The 16482-nt window shown below is 75.3% G+C and carries 10 protein-coding genes and 1 pseudogene; 5 read left to right on the top strand and 6 right to left on the bottom strand.

Features of this window, described 5'->3' with window-relative positions:
• Positions 1-41: 41 nt before the first annotated feature.
• Both ftsX and ftsE read right to left on the bottom strand, forming a co-directional pair.
• The gene (ftsX, locus tag ACH4PU_RS26455; RefSeq protein WP_398276914.1) at positions 42-953 is read right to left on the bottom strand and encodes a permease-like cell division protein FtsX; all 912 of its coding nucleotides are present in this window, start codon (positions 951-953) and stop codon (positions 42-44) included.
• Positions 954-972: 19 nt separating this feature from the next.
• Positions 973-1662: a cell division ATP-binding protein FtsE gene (gene ftsE / locus ACH4PU_RS26450; protein WP_004951920.1), complete on the bottom strand. Its 690-nt coding sequence runs from the start codon at positions 1660-1662 to the stop codon at positions 973-975.
• Between the two features lie 318 nt (positions 1663-1980).
• Between ftsE and ACH4PU_RS26445 the strand changes: the two genes are divergently transcribed.
• A complete protein-coding gene (locus ACH4PU_RS26445) occupies positions 1981-2175 on the top strand; it encodes a hypothetical protein (RefSeq protein WP_185944177.1) in 195 nt (64 codons plus the stop codon).
• Positions 2176-2339: 164 nt separating this feature from the next.
• Here the strand turns inward: ACH4PU_RS26445 and ACH4PU_RS26440 are convergent, their stop codons facing one another.
• The 4 genes from ACH4PU_RS26440 to ACH4PU_RS26425 form a co-directional block, all read right to left on the bottom strand.
• Positions 2340-3107: a hypothetical protein gene (locus ACH4PU_RS26440; RefSeq protein WP_398276909.1), complete on the bottom strand. Its 768-nt coding sequence runs from the start codon at positions 3105-3107 to the stop codon at positions 2340-2342.
• 243 nt (positions 3108-3350) lie between these two features.
• Entirely contained in the window at positions 3351-4457 is a 1107-nt protein-coding gene (gene prfB / locus ACH4PU_RS26435; RefSeq protein WP_398276906.1) for a peptide chain release factor 2, read from the bottom strand.
• Between the two features lie 140 nt (positions 4458-4597).
• On the bottom strand, positions 4598-5965 hold the full coding sequence (locus ACH4PU_RS26430; RefSeq protein WP_398276903.1) for a protein kinase: 1368 nt from the start codon (positions 5963-5965) through the stop codon (positions 4598-4600).
• Between the two features lie 281 nt (positions 5966-6246).
• On the bottom strand, positions 6247-8127 hold the full coding sequence (locus tag ACH4PU_RS26425) for a serine/threonine-protein kinase (RefSeq protein ID WP_398276900.1): 1881 nt from the start codon (positions 8125-8127) through the stop codon (positions 6247-6249).
• Positions 8128-8744: 617 nt separating this feature from the next.
• On the opposite strand from ACH4PU_RS26425, the pseudogene ACH4PU_RS26420 reads away from it, so the two are divergent.
• The 4 genes and pseudogenes from ACH4PU_RS26420 to ACH4PU_RS26405 all read left to right on the top strand — a co-directional run.
• Positions 8745-9329, top strand: a pseudogene (locus ACH4PU_RS26420) (FHA domain-containing protein); the annotation flags it as partial.
• Positions 9330-11207: 1878 nt separating this feature from the next.
• Entirely contained in the window at positions 11208-14492 is a 3285-nt protein-coding gene (locus ACH4PU_RS26415; RefSeq protein ID WP_398277240.1) for an FtsK/SpoIIIE domain-containing protein, read from the top strand.
• A 128-nt stretch (positions 14493-14620) separates the two neighbouring features.
• On the top strand, positions 14621-14752 hold the full coding sequence (locus ACH4PU_RS26410) for a hypothetical protein (protein ID WP_398276897.1): 132 nt from the start codon (positions 14621-14623) through the stop codon (positions 14750-14752).
• A gap of 325 nt (positions 14753-15077) precedes the next feature.
• Complete coding sequence (locus tag ACH4PU_RS26405; protein WP_398276894.1) at positions 15078-16481, top strand: ABC transporter substrate-binding protein; 1404 nt, start codon at positions 15078-15080, stop codon at positions 16479-16481.
• Position 16482 lies beyond the last annotated feature (1 nt).

Raw genomic sequence — 16482 nt, 5'->3', positions numbered from 1 at the left:
CCGCCTCCCGGACCGTCGGACGCCCGGCGCACCGGGGCCGCTCAGACCTTCAGGTACTTCCACAGCGCCGCGAACGCGGCCAGCGCCGGCATCAGCAGGCCGGTCGCCAGGATGAGCGGCAGCTTGGTCAGCACCGCGCCCCAGCCGATGAACTGGATGACGTCGATGTGGGTGGCGAGCAGGTCGTTCACCAGGAACTGCTGGCCGGAGACGAGCAGCACGCAGGCGAGCCCGCCGCCCAGCAGCCCGGCGACGGCCGCCTCCGCGATGAACGGCACCTGGATGTAGAAGCTGGACGCCCCGACGAGCCGCATGATCCCGGTCTCCCGGCGGCGGCTGAACGCGGAGACCCGGACCGTGTTGACGATCAGCAGCAGCGCGACGACGAGCATCAGGAACATGACGCCCAGCGCACCCCAGTTCATGTACCTCAGGAGGTTGAACAGGCTCTTGAGGGTGTCCTTCTGGTCCTCGACCGTCTGCACGCCCGGGCGCTTCTGGAAGGCGCTGGAGATGACCTCGTACTTGGTCGGGTCCTTGAGCTTGACGCGGAAGGACTCCTGCATCTGGTCGGCGGTCACCACGGTGGCCAGCGGCTGGTTGCCGAACTGCTCCTTGTAGTGCTTGTACGCCTCGTCCGTCGTCTCGAACTGGATGTTCTGGACGATCGGCATCTTCTCCAGATCGGCCTTGATCTGCTTCTTCTGCTCATCCGTGACCGCGCCCTTGGCGCAGGACGGGAAGTTCGCCTTGTCGGTCTTGTTGCAGAGATAGATCGAGACGTTGGCCTTGTCGTACCAGTAGCCCTTCATCGAGTTGACCTGTTCGTTCATCAGCAGCGAACCGCCGAACAGGGCGAGCGAGAGGGCGACCGACACGATCACCGCGAAGGTCATCGTGAGATTGCGGCGGAGACCGACGCCGATCTCCGACAGAACGAACTGGGCGCGCATGGCGTCCTTTCACTGCCTTTCAGTGCTGGTAGCCGTAGACGCCGCGCGACTGGTCGCGCACGAGACGGCCCTGGTCGAGCTCGATGACCCGCTTGCGCATCTGGTCCACGATCTGCTGGTCGTGGGTGGCCATGATGACGGTGGTGCCGGTCCGGTTGATCCGGTCGAGCAGCTTCATGATGCCGACCGAGGTCTGCGGGTCGAGGTTGCCCGTCGGCTCGTCGGCGATCAGCAGCATCGGCCGGTTGACGAACGCCCGGGCGATGGCCACCCGCTGCTGCTCGCCGCCGGAGAGCTCGCCGGGCATCCGGCCCTCCTTGCCGCCGAGCCCGACCAGCTCCAGCACCTGCGGGACGGCCTTGCGGATCTCACCGCGCGGCTTGCCGATGACCTCCAGGGCGAAGGCCACGTTCTGGGCGACCGTCTTGTTGGGCAGCAGCCGGAAGTCCTGGAACACCGTGCCCAACTGGCGGCGCATGTGCGGCACTTTCCAGTTGGAGAGCCGGGCGAGGTCCTTGCCCAGGACGTGCACCCGGCCGTGGCTGGCCCGCTCCTCGCGCAGCAGAAGCCTGAGGAAGGTGGACTTGCCGGAACCCGAGGAACCGACCAGGAAGACGAACTCGCCCTTCTCGATCTCGAGCGAGACATCCCGGAGCGCCGGGCGGCTCTGCTTCGGGTAGGACTTGGAGACGTTGTCGAATCGAATCACGAGTGCACCACGTGCGACCTGGAGAGCGGCACGGAACGCCACGGCCGTGGCGCCCGTCGGTGAGCGTGACCATACGCGAACGACCCGTGTACGCGCAGTCGGCGTCCTGTGTCGGGACGCCCGTGACCGCCGGCCGGACCCGGGAGGGCTGAAGAAAACGGGACAATCGGCCCGCACGGGCGTCAGCGCGGCGTGCGGAGGTACCGTTCGGGGCGGCTCCCGGACACCGGTCGCGCCGAAGGGCGGGAAAGCTGGCACAGTGGTAGGGGGAACCGCACGGCTCTCTCTCGCGTTGGACGTACCGGAGGAGGAATTCGCATGACATGCGACCGACTGGTGTGCGCCAACTGCGCGTCCCCGGTCAGCGAGGGACGGTGCCCGGTCTGCCGGGCGAGCCGGGAGCGGCTGCAGCAGCAGGAGGGCCTCTTCGCGGGCCTGACCCCGGCCGCGCTCGTGGCACTGCTGGTGGCGCTGGTGGCGGTGGCGGTCGTCGCGCGCAGTTTCGCGGCGTAACCGAGGGTCACGATCCGGTCGGGGGTTCCTCTCGGTACGGACATCACGATCATGACAGGCGACGAGGCCCGGGGTGCGGTACGGCACCCCGGGCCTCGTCGCGTCGGCGCCCTCGCACCGGGCCGCGCCGGAACGTTTCCGCGCGGCGGTCGGGCGGGTGACGGTCAGGCGACGGTGTTGCGGTTGATCACCCGGGGCAGCAGCCGGAAGCCGATCCCGCCCGCGATCATCGTCGCGGCACCGGCGACCAGGAACTCGGTCTGCCCGGCACCGGTCTGCGCCAGCTCCTCCTTGGGCTTGGCCTGCTGAACCGGCTTGACGGCCGCGCCGTCCGCACCGGTGTTGCAGTTGCCGCTGCTGGTGTCCACCGGGCAGGCCTTGTCGGTGGCGCCGGGGACACTGCCGGTGGAGGGCGAGCCGGTGGAGCCGGGGGTCGGCTCACTCGTGGGACCGGTCGTGGGCTCGGACGTCGGGTCCGATGTGGGTTTCGGGCCGCCTGTCGGCTCAGGGCCCTTCGTCGGATCCTGCGTCGGCTCGGGACCCTTCGTCGGATCCTGCGTCGGCTCAGGGCCCTTCGTCGGGTCCTGCGTCGGCTCGGGACCCTTCGTCGGGTCTTGCGTCGGCTCAGGGCCCTTCGTCGGGTCCTGCGTCGGGTCGGGGGCTCCCGTCGGATCGGGGTTCCCGGTCGGCGGCTCCGTGGTGGGCTGCGGGATGCTCGTCGGAGGCTGCGTCGTCTCCGTACCGCCCGGCGGCGGGGTCTGGCCGTCGCCCGGACCGTCGGGCACCGAAACGGACTTGCCCTTCTTCAGGCCGTCCAGCGGAACGTCCACGCCGGCGGCCGAGGCCACACCCGCGGCCGTCAGCGAAGCACCCGCGGCGATCACCGCGCCCGCGGTGATACGCGCCACGCGCAACCGCGTCTTGTTGGTCATATGCCTGCTACCCCCAGTAGCTGGTCTCGTCGATGGAGCAGCTATCCACGGGGCGGCGGCTCCGGGGAACCGTGCGCGACGACTCCGGCCGTACGGCCGGGTCCCACGCCCCCCGCCACACGCACCCCAGTGATACGCATGCCGCTCGCCAGCCTTCCGAGATTCCAGGGCAGCGTCAAGCGGGATCCGGGCGGTATGTCCGGATCCTTCAGCGTTTGCGCCGTATGTGTTTCAGGTTTCGTCTTACTTTTCCTGCTGCTTACGCCAGCGGATGCCGGCCTCCAGGAAGCCGTCGATGTCACCGTCGAGCACGGCCTGCGGGTTGCCCACCTCGAACTCGGTGCGCAGGTCCTTCACCATCTGGTAGGGGTGCAGGACGTACGACCGCATCTGGTTGCCCCAGGAGCCGCCGCTGTCGCCCTTGAGGGCGTCCATCTTGGCCTGCTCCTCCTGGCGGCGCCGCTCCAGCAGCTTGGCCTGGAGGACGTTCATCGCGGTCGCCTTGTTCTGGATCTGCGAGCGCTCGTTCTGGCAGGAGACGACGATGCCGGTCGGGATGTGCGTCAGGCGCACCGCGGAGTCGGTGGTGTTGACGCCCTGGCCGCCGGGGCCGGAGGAGCGGTAGACGTCGACGCGGAGGTCGGACTCGTCGATCTCGACGTGGTCGGTCGTCTCGACGACCGGCAGCACCTCGACGCCCGCGAACGAGGTCTGGCGGCGGCCCTGGTTGTCGAAGGGCGAGATGCGCACCAGGCGGTGGGTGCCCTGCTCGACGGAGAGGGTGCCGTAGGCGTAGGGGACCTGAACGGCGAAGGTGGTCGACTTGATGCCGGCCTCTTCGGCGTACGAGGTCTCGTAGATCTCGGTCTTGTAGCCGTGGCGCTCGGCCCAGCGCAGGTACATCCGCTGGAGGCGCTCGGCGAAGTCGGAGGCGTCCACGCCGCCGGCCTCGGCCCGGATGTTGACCAGCGCCTCACGGGCGTCGTACTCGCCGGAGAGGAGGGTGCGGACCTCCATCTCGTCGAGCGCCTTGCGCACGGAGACGAGCTCGGTCTCCGCCTCGGCGAGGGCGTCGGCGTCGTCCTCGGCCTCGGCGAGCTCGAAGAGCACCGCGAGGTCGTCGATGCGGCCGCGCAGCGTCTCGGCCTTGCGCAGCTCGGCCTGGAGGTGCGACAGCTGGCTGGTGATCTTCTGCGCCGCCTCCGGGTCGTCCCACAGCGACGGGGCTGCCGCCTGCTCCTCGAGCACGGCGATGTCGGCCCTCATCTTGTCGAGGTCCAGAACGGCCTCGATCGACCCCATGGTGGAGGAGAGGGACTTGAGCTCTTCGGATACGTCAACGACTGCCACGCGACCAGCCTAACCGGTGCGCGGGGCGGTGGGGGACGCCGTGCGGGACCGGGGTGTCCGGCCGGGATCCAGGGGCGCGCGGGACGGTCCCGGCGGCCCCCGGGCGGCCGCGCGCCCCTTTCCGGGGCGGGCGGGGTCCGCTACGGGAGCTCGCCCTGGGGCGTGTCCGTGCGGTGCACGCCCGGCTTGGCGTCGCCGGAGTCGTGGTCGGCGGTGGCCAGCCAGCCGCCCACGCCTGCCGCGGCGGCCAGGGCCGCCGCCGCGGCGCCCAGCTTGATCCGGCGGCGGCGCCGGGCCTCGGCGGGGGTGCGGTGCCGGGCGGAACCGGCCCGGGGCTCACCGGCGGCCCGGGGAGCGCGGGCCGTGCCGTGCGCGCCGCCCGCGAGCTCCTCGGGACCCGGTACGCGCATGCTCGTATGCGTGTCGCGGGTGGAGTCGAAGGCGGGGGTGGGCACGAGGGGCACCGCACCCCGGCGCTGCGGCGCGGGCGCCGTCCCGGCGGGCGCGCCCGGCACGGCGTACGCCGTGCCGGGCGCCCCGGCGCCGTCGGCGGACACCTCACCGGCCTCGCCGTACCCGGCGTACTCCGCGTGCGCCCCCTCTTCTTCGGCGCCCGGCTCGTCGATGTCGAGCGGCGGCAGTCCGGCCAGGCCGGGGAGCAGCTCCCGCAGCCGGGAGGCCAGCTCGGAGGCGCGCAGCCGGGAGGCGGGCGCCTTGGCCAGGCACTGGACGATCAGCTGCCACAGCTCGTCGGGGATGCCCGGCAGCGGCGCCACCGTCTCGGTGACGTGCCGCCGCAGGACGGCCCCGGGATGCCCGCCGCCGAACGGCGTGAACCCGGCGAGCAGCTCGTAGAGGACGGTCGCCAGCGCGTACACGTCGACGGAGGCGCGCGGCGGCAGCCCCTCGATGATCTCGGGGGCTAGGTAGTCGGGGGTGCCGATGACGCTCCGCTGCGCGGCCGCCCGGCCGCCCGCGCCCGAGCCCAGCTGCCGGTCCCGGGCCGGGCGCGGGGCGTCCACGAGGCGGGCGATGCCGAAGTCGGTCAGCAGCGCCGGGTGGGCGCCGCCGGGCCCGAGCGGGCCCTGCATGTCGAGGAGGACGTTCTCCGGTTTGACGTCGCGGTGGACGACCCCGGCCTTGTGCGCGGCGGCCAGGGCGTCGGCGACGTCCGCGACGATGGCGACGGCCGCCTCGGGGGCCAGCCGGCGCTCGTGGTCGAGCCGGGTGCGCAGGTCCGTGCCCCGGACCAGGTCCATCACCAGGGCGAGGTCGGCGCCGTCCACGACCAGGTCGCGGACGCCGACCACGCGCGGGTGGTCGAGACCGAGGAGGGCGGCGCGCTCCTGGACGAACCGGCCGACGAGCTCCTGGTCGGACGCGAGGTCCTCACGCAGGAGCTTGATCGCGACCGGGCCCTCGGGCCCCTCGCCCAGCCACACCGTTCCGGCGCTGCCCCGGCCGAGGACCTGGTGGGCGGTGTACCGGCTGCCGATCTTCCGTGCCAAGACTGTTCCCCGACTCCTCCGACATCCGACAGGCGCGTCACCGACAACCTACGCGGCCGAGGGGATGCTAGGGGCACCGGCCGGTGCCGGACTGCGTTTCCCGTGATTTTCGCGGCACTAGCCACCCTACGGGTGGCGGCCCGCTCCTGACCCCGGCCGTCCGCCGGTCGCGTTCCCGTCGGCCGGTCGCGCTTTCGAGGCCGGGGCGCATCGTTTCGCCACCCCGGCCGGATCCGCCGTCCACACGTCGTGGCCGCTCCCCCGGGACCGTCCGTCCGGGACTACGCCTTCGACCCCAGCTCGGACACCCAGTCCTTGGCCTTGGTGACCCAGTCCCAGGCGGCGTCCCAGAAGCTCCTGCCGTCGGCGACCCAGTCCTTCAGCGGGGTGAACTCCCATACCGCCCAGGAGCCGATGACCAGGATGACGATCACAAAAAGGCAGCCCTTGAGGCACCCGAGGCCAGGGATGCGCATGGGATTCGCGCTGCGCTGCCGGGGCGGACGGGGCTCGCGCCGGGGCGCGGGCTCCGGCGCGGGCGGCGCGTACCGCTGCGGCTCCGGCGCGGGCGCGGGCTGCTGCCGGCGCGGCTCGGGGCGGCGGCGCTCGGGCCGCTGGGGAGCGGGCCGCTGAGGCGCGGCCTGACGCTGCTGCGGCTGCTGCGGCGGGTACTGCTGCGCCTGCTGGGGGTACGGCTGGTGCTGGGGGCCGGGGTACGGCGGGTTCGCGTAACCCTGCTGGTCCGGGTAGCCCTGCTGCGGGTACTGCGACTGCTGGGGCTGCTGGTACGGCTGCTGCTGCGGGGCCGGCCGGCGCGTGGGGCGCCGGCGCAGCGGGTCCTCGCTGGGGTCCAGGTACTGGACCTGCGTCTGGTCGTTGCGGTCGCGGGCCGCGCGCAGCTGCGTCTGCCAGGGGTGCGGGCCGTCGGCCTGCTGCTGGTCCGGGCCGACGGGCGGCATGGCGCGCGTCGGGTCCGCGCCGCCGTACCCGCCGGGGCCGGTGGGCATGATCCGGGTGCCGTCGGGGCCCGGCGCGGAGCCGGTGGGCAGGATCTGGGTCGGGCCGGCGTCGGGGCCCGGCGGGGTGCTGGGCAGCACACTGGTCGCCGCGTTGGGGTCGTAGGCGCCCGGACCCTGGCCGGCCGAGGGGTTGACGGTCGGGGGCAGCACCTGGGTGGGGTCCGCGTCGCCGAAGCCGCCGCCGGGGCCGCCCTGCTGACCCGCCAGGCCCGTGCCGGGCACCTGGGCCGGCTGCGGGTCCGGGGCGAGCAGGGCCGCGACGCCGAGCGCCGCCTCGGCCTGGGCGGGGCTGGCGTGCACGCCGATGCCGGCGGCCACCACGCGCAGGGCGCGGGCCAGGTTCTCGGCGCTCGGCCGCCCCTCCGGGCGCTTGCTCAGACAGCGTTCGATGACCGTCCACAGGGGCTCGGGAACGGTGGTGGGGCGGCGCGGCTCCGCGCTCAGGTGCTGGTGCAGCACCTCCAGGGCGGTCGCCCCGGCGAACGGCGGACGGCCGGTGACCAGCTCGTACAGCAGGATGCCGGCGCCGTAGATGTCGACGGCGGAGGTCTGCGGGCGGCCCTCGGCGGACTCCGGCGCGACGTACGCCGGGGTGCCGACGAACTCGTGGGTGCGGGTCAGGCCGGGCGAGTCCGCGAGGCGCGCGATGCCGAAGTCCGTGAGCATCGGGTGCATCCGGCCGTCCTCGTTCTTCAGGAGGACGTTGGCCGGCTTGAGGTCGCGGTGGACGATGCCGTCGGCGTGGCTGGCCGCCAGGGCGTCGGCGATCTGGGCGGTCAGCAGGGCCGCGGCCACCGGGGTGAACGGGCCGTTCTCCCGCAGGTAGCGGTGCAGGTCCGGGCCGTCGACCAGGTCCATCACCAGGGCCAGCAGATCGCCCTCGACGACGAGGTCGCGGGTGCGGACGATGTTCGGGTGGGTGAGCCGCAGCAGCACGGAGCGCTCGCGCAGGAAGCGCATGACGACGTCCGCGTCGTTGGCCAGCTCCTCCTTGAGGACCTTGATGGCGACGGTCTCGCCGGGCTGCCCGGCCACGGCCGCCTCGGCACCCGCCGCCTCCCGCTGGCTCGCCCGCCAGACGGTGCCCGTCGCCCCGCGTCCGAGCGGCTCTTCGAGCAGGTATTTGCTGCCTACCGGCCGCACGTCATGCGCTCCCTGGTCGTGTACTCCGGCCTGGTGGCCGGCCCGCGGTCATGCCGCGGACCGGATGCCGGGCCGCCTCTTCGTTCCGGTTCTTCCCGGTTCCCACCGGTTGCCTTCGGTTCGGTGTCCGGCCTTCCGGCTCCCGGTCTCCCGGGGACCGGCCCTCCGGCCCACTGTAGTGCGGCCCCACGCGGCGCCGTCCTGGCGAATCGGTGGGGCATGGGGGAAAGACGCGCCTCCGGGACGGTTGGTTGCCACGAGCGGGGGCGGGAGTTCCGGCGGGGGCGCCGGCAGGCGTGGGCAGGCTGTCACCAGGCGAAGGAAAGCGAAGAAGAAGGGAAGAAAGTCCCCCCGGATCCAATCACTCCTCGGTCGTGATCGGACGTTTTCTCCACCACACCGTACGAGCCGACCGATTTTCAAGATCACGAATCGGCCTGCGCCGGGCGCGCTGTCAGTGGCAGGTGCGAGGATGCTCGCAGCACGGTGCGGTGGGGGCGGAGCCGAGGCCCCGCGCTCCGTGGTGACCTGTACGTGCCGAAGCGCCCGTGCGGCCGGTGGGGGAGCGTCCTGCCCCTGTCGGGCGCGTCAGGGGCAGGAAGGGACTGTGGACGCCGATGCAGATCCGGCTGACCGTCCTCGGGCCGTCGCTCGGCGGCCACGCCGCGCACGCCTGCGACGTTCTGGTGACCGCCCCGGCGGGCACCGCCCTCGCCGGTGTGACGAGCGGCCTGGCCGCCGTCCTGGCCGCGGCCGGTTCCGACCTCGGTACCGGGGCCGTCGCCGTCTACGCGGGCACCGAGCGGCTGGACGCCCAGCGCTGTGCGCTGGGCGAGCCCCCGCTGATCGACGGCGCGGTGCTCTCCCTCGGCGCCCCCGCCGACCCCGAGCGGCACCCCACCACGCCCCTCGCCCTGTCGGCGGAGACCACCGCCCGGCTCCACGTCGTCTCCGGGCCGGACGCGGGCGGAGTGCACCTGCTGCACGGCGGCGAGGTCCGCATCGGCCGCTCCTCGGCGGCCGACATCCCGGTGGACGACCCGGACGTGTCCCGGCTGCACTGCGCGGTCACCCTGGGCGACGACGGCCGCGTGACCCTCCACGACCTCGGCTCGACCAACGGCACCACCCTGGACGCGACCCCGGTCGACGAACGCCCCGTGCCGTTCCGCCCCGGGGCACTGCTCCGCGCGGGTGAATCGACCCTGGTCCTGCACGGTCCCGACGGCACGGACGGCCGTTCCGCCGGTCCCGCCCCCGCGCCCGGCACGACGGCGGAAGGGCCCGGCTCCCCCCTCCTCCTCCCCACATCACCCGACGGCGAGGGACACCTTCGGGTGACGCCCCGGGCACACCGTCCGACGGCCGTCACCCGGACGGACGTCCCCGGGCCACGGGACGGACGCGCGGCGGGCGGCGCGGGCGGTACGGCCGCCGCCGCGGCACAGCACGCGTTGCCGCGCGACGCCGGGGGTTCCGGTTCGGCCGGGTCGAGCACGCCGGCCCTGTCCGGCGGGCGGTCCGCCACATCGGGGACGGACCTGCGCGGGGGCGCGCAGGGGCGCACGGAGGCGCCGGGCCGCACCGCGCGCTCCGCCGGGGCTGCCGCGACTGACAGGACGGCCGGGACGCACGAACCGCCGCACGGCGGCGCGGGGTCCGCGTCGGCCGCGCACGGCGGGCGACCCGCCGCGGACCCCGCGCACGGCGGTCAGCGCCACGAGACCGGCCACTCCCCCGTGGCGGCCGACGTCGCGTCCGCCGTGCGGACGGCCGATCCCGCCCCGGACGCGCCCCGTCCGGGGCAGGCTGCCGGGCCGCGCTCCGGGGCCGCGGCCCCGCGCACGCAGGGGCTGCCCGCGCACGCCGCCCCGCCGCCCGGCGGGGAGGGGACGGCCGCGGACGTCCGCGCGGCGGATGCGCGTCCGTCCCAAGCCGAGGACGCGGCCGGCCGCGGACCGGAAACCGGGGCGTCCTGGGCCGGACGGGTGCCCGCCCACCGGCCGGCGAGCGCCTCCCGGGACACGGACCACACGCTCCGGAGAAGCGACGGCGACGCCTCGGCGGCAGCGGGAAGCGCGCAGCACCGCGCCCCGTCCACCACGGGCACCCACGCCTCCCCCCAAGGCCCGGCGGTGGTGTCCGCCGGTTCCGGCGCGCGCCCCCTCACCGCCCGCCCGGACGCCGGGTCCCGGGCCGGAGCCCATGGGGAAGCGGCGGCCGAGGCCGGGCGCGACCTGACGGCCGGAGGCGGGGACGGTCGGGCGCCGAGCCCGGCCGGCCCTCCGCACGGCGAGGCCCACGGCACGCACGGCCGCGGAGTGGCGGCCGGCGGATCGGCGCGACCGTACGAGGCACCGACCGCGGACACCCGTATCCAGGACCATGGGCTCACGCCCGCCGGCGGCGGCGGAACCACGAACCCCGGTACCGGGGCCTCCACGGGGCGCGCCGGCGGATCGGCGCCGCACGCGCCCTCGACGAACGGCTTCGCCCACGGCGCGTCGGGCCGTACGGACGCCGGCGGCCAGGCATCGGACGCGGCCGGGCGCGGGCACGGACCGTCCGCACCGGACAGGGCGCGCGGCCTCGACGGCACCCGGGCCGGGGACGCGGGCACGTCCCCTCAGGCTGCGGCCCGGGCGGACGGCGGACGGGACCAGGGGGCCGGGGCCGACTTCCGTTCCCGTCCCGGTTCCGGTTTCGGTGAGCAGCGGTCCGCCCGGGCCGGGCACGTCGCCGACGGAGGCGCCACGCCCCCCGACGGCCGTGCCGGAAGCCTGACTTCACGCACGGGCGGCCCGGCCCCGGCCGGTCCCGGCGTCCCCGCGCTGCGGCGAGGAGCCACCAATCCCGACGGCCCCCAGGCGGGCGCGTCCGGACCGGGCTCTCGCGTTCAAGGCACCCCCGGCCAAGGGGCCCTCGACGAACCGGACGGTCCCGACGACGCGTTCCGTCGCACCGGTTCGGTGCGAGCCGGCGACGCGTCCGGCCGCGCGGCCGGGGCGCGAGGCGTTCAGGACGCCCGTTCCACCGGCCCGGCGAACGGGCAGCCGGGGAACGCCGGAGCGTCCCCGGCGGTGTCCGACGGTCGTGGCGCCCGCGTGACCGGCGCGGGTTCCGGGGCATCCCGCGTTCCCACGACCGCCGACTCCGAACGCGGCACGCACGCGCGCGGGTTCCGGGCGGAGGCCGGCACATCCGGCGGCGTTCCCCGGTCGGAGGGCGCGGAAGCCCTCGACGCCGCTCGGCGCGCCGTCGCACACCACGGTGACCTGACGGCGGCCGACAGCCGGCGCACCGCCTCGGGCGCGGGCGTTCCCGGGCAGGCCAGGGCCGCGAGCGGCGCCGGGGCGCCGGGCGCCGGAAGCAGGGGGCACGCGTCGGGCGCCGGGCTGTCGGCGGCCGGTCGTACGGACGCCGGAACGACGGAGACCGCCACGCCCGCGAACGGCGTCCGGCACGGCGCGGGCCCGGGCACAGGCACGACAGGCACGGGCACGACGGGCACCGGAACCGCCCACTTCGCCGCGACCTCAACGGCCGATGACCCGCGCACCACCAATCTGCCCGGCCACTCCGGCCGCACGACGCCTCACGTCCCCCAACAGCCCCGTGCAGAGCACCGGGACACCGCTCCCGAAACCGGGCCGGACGCGCCGTCGGAGGCGGGCCGCCCCTCCTGGGCCACCGGCCACCTCCGGCCGCACGCAGCGTCGGCATCCGAAGCCGGCCGGACGCCGGGCACCGCCCGGGAAGCGGACCCGGCGCACGCCCCGGCCGCGCCGACGACGGACCACCGGGGGGCCGCGCACCTCCGTTCCCCGGCCTCCGACGCCTCCGGTACCGCCCACCCCGCCACGGACGGGCACGGCGGGCAGCACCGGACCGACGCGCTCGCGGCGCGAACGCCTCGGGTCACCGCCCGGATCCCCGCCGAACCCGAGGCCGCCGGAGACGCTCCCGCCCCCGGCCCCCAAACCCTTTACGCGGACGGAAGTCCCACCGCCCCCTCACCCCCGCCGGGTCCCGACGCCGCCCCCTCACCCGCGCCCGGAAAGCGACCCCGCGGCCGCGGCATAGCGGCCTGGGCGCGCCGGCTCACCGGCGGTCGCGGCGACCGTCAGCCGCAGACCGCCGACACCGGCATCGACGCCGCCCAACCCCCGATCACCGGGGTGGCCGCCGAACCGGGCCCCGGACGCGCGGACGCCCGCGGTGCCGCCGCGGACGCCGCGAGCCTGCGCGAGCGCTGGCCTGACCCGGCCGCCGTGCTGCTCACGGCGCTCGGCCCGGGCCCGCGCCTGTGGGAGCGCGGCCCGGACCACGCGGACCTGCTGACCGTCCGCCTGGGCACCGCCGACCGTTACGCCCCCGCCCCGGACACCGCCACCGGCCGCACCCTGCTGCCCGCCGTCCCCGTCACCGTCGCCCTGCGGCAGGCCGGTTCGCTCGGTCTGGCCGGGCCCCGGGGGCGGCTGGCCGGGCTGGCCCGGTCCGCCCTCGCCCACCTGGCGGCCCTGCATTCGCCGTCGGTCCTGGAGTTCGTCCTGATCGCCGCCGACCCGGCCCGCCCCGCGGACCGGCGGCAGGCGGAGTGGTCCTGGCTGGGCTGGCTCCCGCACCTCCGCCCGGCCCACGGCCAGGACTGCCGGCTGCTGGTCGCCTACGACCGGGAGCAGGCCGCGGCGCGCGTCGCCGAGCTGGTGCGCCGGCTGGACGACGGCCCGCTCGGCCCCGGCTGGCCGACCGCGCCCCCGGAGGACGTCGCGGCGGCGGCCGATCGCCACCCCGGGCCGTACACGGTGGTGATCGTGGACGGCGACCCGGGCACGTCCGCGCTCCGGGAGACCGTCGCCCGGCTGGCCGCGCGCGGCGCCGCCGCGGGCATCCATCTGGTCTGCCTCGCCGAGGCGCCGGCGACGACGGCCAGCTCCCCGGTCCCGGCCGCGCTGGAGACCGCCGCCGCCGGCTCCCCCGCGTTCCCGCACTGCGGCGCGGTGGCGCTGCTCGGCGGCGACGTGGCCACGGTGGTCCAGGTCATCGAGCGGACGGCGCGGCCGGGCGACCGGTCCGTCTCCGCCCCGCCGCCCGGCGGCTCGGTCGTGGCCGCCGTGGACGCCGTGTCCGGCGCCTGGGCGGAGCGGTTCGCCCGGGCCCTCGCGCCGCTGCGCGTCACCGACGCCGACCCGACGGGCCGTTCGGCGCGCGTCGCCGCCCTGCCCAGGACCGCGCGGCTGCTGGACGAGCTCGGCCTGGCCCGCGCCACCCCCGCCTCGCTGACCGCCCGCTGGGCCGAGGCCACCGACCCCGGCAGCCGCCCCGGCGGCCGGGCCGTCACCGTCCTCGGCGCGGGCCCGCACGGTCCGCTCGCCGTCGACCTGGCGGCCGACGGTCCGCACCTGCTGGTCGAGGGCGGGCCGGGCAGCGGCAAGACGGAGCTGCTGCGCTCGCTGGCCGCCTCGCTCGCCGCCGCCGACCGCCCCGACCGGCTCTCGCTCGTCCTCGTGGACGGCGCGGCGGCCGAACGCGGCGAGGGCCTGCGCGTGTGCACGGACCTGCCGCACGTCTCCACCTACCTGGCCGCGTCCGACCCGGTCCGGATGCGGGAGTTCGCGCAGGCCCTCGGCTCGGAGCTGAAACGCCGCGCCGAGCTGCTGGGCACGCTCGACTTCGCCGCCTGGCACGAGCGGCACGCCCCGCCACAGCCCCAGGTGGTACCCCCCCGGCGGTCCGCCGACCCGTCGTCCGGCGACCTCGACTCGCCCCCCACCGGCACCCTCCGGCTGCGCCCCGCGCGGGGCGGCGACAGCGCCGCCCGGACGGCGGAGACCGCGCTGCCGCGGCTCGTCGTCCTGGTCGACGACTACGACGCCCTGGTCGCGCCGGCCCTCGGCAGCACCGGCCGGCCGGCCGCCGGTTCGGTGGTCCGGGCCCTGGAGGCCGTCGCCCGGGACGGCGAGCGGCTCGGCCTCCACCTGATCGCTGCCTCCGGCCGCCCGGACCGCACCGACAGCACGGAGGCCGCCGAACGGGCGGCGCTGCGCGCGGCGTTGGAGATCGCCCCGGCGGAGGCGGGTGCCCAGGGCGACGGCGGACCGGCTCCCGGCCGGGGCCGGCTGCGCCGTCCCGACGACGAGGCCGCGACCCCGTTCCAGGCGGGCCGGGTCACCGGCCGCATCCCCCGTACGGCGACGCTCCGCCCGACCGTGGTCCCACTGGACTGGCAGCGCATGGGCGATCCGCCGACCCGCCGGCCGGTGCGCGAGCTGGGCAACGGCCCGACCGACCTGGCCCTGCTCGCCAGCGCCCTGCAGCGGGCCGCCCAGTCGGCGGGCGCCCGCCCGGCGCCGCCCCTGCTGTGAGCCGACGGTGATGCGGCGGTGATCCGGCGCGGTGCCGACGCGGCATCGTGCCGGATCCGGGCGCGCGTCACCGCAGGCGTGGTGCCCACGCGGCACCGTGCCGGGGCCGGACACGCGTCACCAGACGCATGCCGGTAGCGGCGCCGGACCGACCGCGCGCCGCCGCGAGCGACGCCCAGATGGCCGACGCCCGGATGGCCGACGCCCGGCCCGGCGGCGGCACGCGCCCGGCCCGGCGGATGCCCGCCGCCACCGCGTGATCCGCTCCCGGCCCAGGGGAACGCCCATCGCCACCCCACCCCACCCCGCCTCGCCCCGCCCGGGACACCCGCCGACACCCCGGGCGGAACCGGCGCCAACGGCACCTTCCGGGCCCTTCCGCCCCACCGTTCCCGCTCCTCCCCGGCCGTTTCCGCGCGCCTGCCCACGCGACATCACATCCCGGTCACGATCGGCGAGTTGACACCGGGACCGCTATTGCGGGCACCTCCGGGGCGGCGTAGGACTGTCGCACGGGAGTGCGGTCGTACGGGGGACGACGTACGGGGCGGCCGTCCGCTGCGACCGGGCACGGAAGGGACGGCAATGCGTACAACGCTGTGGAGGAACCGCGTGGCGCGCGGCGCGCTGGCGGTACTGGCCTCGGGCGCCCTGGCCCTGTCGGCGGCGGCCTGCGGCGGTGACGGTGACAGTGACAGCGACGGCAAGAAGGACGAGGGGAAGCCGAACGTCACCGCGTCCGGCTCCTCGGACGTCATACCGAATACCGTCCGGCTCCCCAAGCTGAACGGGCAGAAGATCAAGGTGACCGCCGTCTGGACCGGCGCCGAGCAGGCCAACTTCACCAAGGTGCTCGACGAGTTCGCCAAGCGCACCGGCGCCTCGGTGTCGTACGTCCCCAGCGGTGACGACATGTCGGCGTTCATCGGTTCGAAGGTCGCGGGCGGTGACCCGCCGGACGTCGCACTCCTGCAACAGCCGGGCGCCCTCCGCGAGTTCGCGGAGAAGGGCTGGCTGAAACCGCTCTCCACCGAGGCCACGGCGGAGCTGCGGAAGAACTTCGCCAAGGGCTGGGTGGACCTCGGCTCCCACCAGGGCAAGCCGTACGGGGTCTACTTCAAGGCCAGCAACAAGTCACTGGTCTGGTACAACACCAAGATCTTCGACGCCGCGGGCGTCAAGGAGCCGGCGACCTGGCCGGAGCTGATGAAGACGGCCCAGGCGATCGCCGACTACGGCGTCTCCCCGGTCTCCGTCGGCGGCGCGGACGGCTGGACGCTCACCGACTGGTTCGAGAACATCTACCTCTCCCAGGCCGGTCCCGAGAAGTACGACCAGCTGGCCGCACACAAGATCAAGTGGACGGATCCGTCCGTCAAGGACGCCCTCACCACGCTGGGACAGTTGCTCGGCAAGAAGGAGCTGCTGGCGGGCGGCAACAGCGGGGCGCTCCAGACGCAGTTCCCCACCTCCGTCACCCAGACGTTCAGCGGCGGCGAGAAGGCGAAAGCCGCCATGGTCTACGAGGGGGACTTCGCCGCCGCCAACATCACGGCCGCCAAGGCGAAGATCGGCACGGACGCCAAGGTCTTCCCGTTCCCGAAGGTCGGCGCCCAGGCGCCGGTGGTCACCGGCGGCGACGTGGGCGTGGCGCTCAAGGACGGGCAGGCCGCACAGGCGCTGCTGACGTTCCTGGCCTCGCCGGACGCGGCCCAGGTCTGGGCCCACCGGGGCGGCTTCATCTCGGGCAACAAGAACCTGGACCTCGCCGCCTATCCGGACGACACCCAGCGGACCATCGCCAAGGCGCTGGTCCAGGCCGGCGACGCGTTCCGGTTCGACATGTCGGACCAGGCGCCGGCGGCCTTCGGCGGCAAGCCGGGCCAGGGCGAGTGGAAGGCCCTCCAGGACTTCCTGCGGAACCCGGCGGACGTGGCGGGCATCCAGCAGCGGCTGGAGACCGACGCGGCCAAGGCGTTCAAGAACTGAC

This window comes from Streptomyces sp. NPDC021100, from assembly GCF_044333095.1.
Classification (GTDB): domain Bacteria; phylum Actinomycetota; class Actinomycetes; order Streptomycetales; family Streptomycetaceae; genus Streptomyces.
The sequence above is the reverse complement of the archived record's forward strand: the minus strand, read 5'-3'. Positions and strand labels throughout refer to the sequence as shown.

Excerpts from the sequence above, each read along its gene's own strand:
- ftsX (WP_398276914.1), bottom strand. The coding sequence starts at position 953 with ATGCGCGCCCAGTTCGTTCTGTCGGAGATCGGCGTCGGTCTCCGCCGC.
- ACH4PU_RS26405 (WP_398276894.1), top strand. The coding sequence starts at position 15,078 with ATGCGTACAACGCTGTGGAGGAACCGCGTGGCGCGCGGCGCGCTGGCG.
- ACH4PU_RS26440 (WP_398276909.1), bottom strand. The coding sequence starts at position 3,107 with ATGACCAACAAGACGCGGTTGCGCGTGGCGCGTATCACCGCGGGCGCG.
- ACH4PU_RS26410 (WP_398276897.1), top strand. The coding sequence starts at position 14,621 with ATGCCGGTAGCGGCGCCGGACCGACCGCGCGCCGCCGCGAGCGACGCC.
- ACH4PU_RS26445 (WP_185944177.1), top strand. The coding sequence starts at position 1,981 with ATGACATGCGACCGACTGGTGTGCGCCAACTGCGCGTCCCCGGTCAGC.